The following is a 1,082-nucleotide window of genomic DNA, read 5'->3' on the forward strand; positions in this document are numbered from 1 at the left end:
AGTTCCTTATCGTTTATTTTAGTTTCGTTAAAACCTAATAAACTATATTTGGAACTCTCTTTCAACTATTTAAAACTTTCAGAATACAATCTAGCCTTTTATTAAAATTTTTAATAACATTTTTGTAGTACTTCTGTAGGTAGAGTGGAGTATATTTTATGGCACACCCAGAGGGACTCGAACCCCCGCATCCACCTCCGGAGGGCGACGCTCTATCCAGTTAAGCTATGGGTGCTATATCTACTTATGTATAAAACCGAAGTAAATTTTATCAAAGATATAATTATACACAAAAGCATATACAAGATAAAAAATAACAAAGCCAATATCAACGATGATAGCTTCTATCAGTCCCATATCGAGCATATAAGCAACAAGTGGAATTGTTACAATCAAAAGTCCAGCTTCAAAAAGAATAGCATGTAATACTCTTATAATAACGCCTCTTTTTGAGCGACACATATTTGCTTTACGCTCGATGGCATCAAAAATATAGTTATAAATGAGATTCCATAACATAGCAATTATAGACACTATGATGGCTAGTCCTGCGATATGAAACATATCTTTATGTAAAACAAACATAGCAAATGGAGTAAATATTACTATACCAAAAAACTCAAAGCCGATAGTATGGATTAATCGAGCTGGGAAGCTCATACTTTTGATATTCAAGTATAATCCTTAAGAAAAGTAAATTCAAATCAGAGTATTATATACGTAACGAAGCTAGATTTTTATCTAAATGTAAATTACCTAATATTATAGATGTTTAAAATAGATTTCATAACTACCTTACTTATGATTGTTTAGGGCTTTGCTCATATATTCAAACATTTCTGCTGTAATGCCATGATCCAAACGTGCTTGTGGTTCATTGTGGATTAACTCATTAAAAGCTTTAACTTTCTCAGAATCATTTTCATTTATATGATTAATTATCTGGTTCCAGTACTCCATTAGTTCCTTGGCTTGATCATCTTGAGGTGAAAGCTAGATTGTATTCTGAAAGTTTTAAATAGTTGAAAGAGAGTTCCAAATATAGTTTATTAGGTTTTGACGAAACTAAAATAAACGATAAG

At 31.3% G+C, this 1,082-nt stretch carries 2 protein-coding genes and 1 tRNA gene; all 3 read right to left on the reverse strand.

The window, feature by feature from the left end:
* Nucleotides 1-159 precede the first annotated feature (159 nt).
* The 3 genes from F8C69_RS10165 to F8C69_RS10175 all read right to left on the reverse strand — a co-directional run bounded on the left by F8C69_RS10165 (nucleotide 160) and on the right by F8C69_RS10175 (nucleotide 960).
* Nucleotides 160-235: transfer RNA gene (locus tag F8C69_RS10165), tRNA-Arg, on the reverse strand.
* Nucleotides 236-240: 5 nt separating this feature from the next.
* Nucleotides 241-675 carry a PACE efflux transporter gene (locus F8C69_RS10170; RefSeq protein WP_159185050.1) on the reverse strand — a complete coding sequence of 145 codons (435 nt, stop codon included), beginning with the start codon at nucleotides 673-675 and terminating at the stop codon, nucleotides 241-243.
* 120 nt (nucleotides 676-795) lie between these two features.
* Nucleotides 796-960 carry a hypothetical protein gene (locus F8C69_RS10175; protein ID WP_159185051.1) on the reverse strand — a complete coding sequence of 55 codons (165 nt, stop codon included), beginning with the start codon at nucleotides 958-960 and terminating at the stop codon, nucleotides 796-798.
* Nucleotides 961-1,082 lie beyond the last annotated feature (122 nt).

Source organism: Francisella noatunensis subsp. noatunensis (genome assembly GCF_009823375.1).
In the GTDB taxonomy this organism is placed as follows: domain Bacteria; phylum Pseudomonadota; class Gammaproteobacteria; order Francisellales; family Francisellaceae; genus Francisella; species Francisella noatunensis.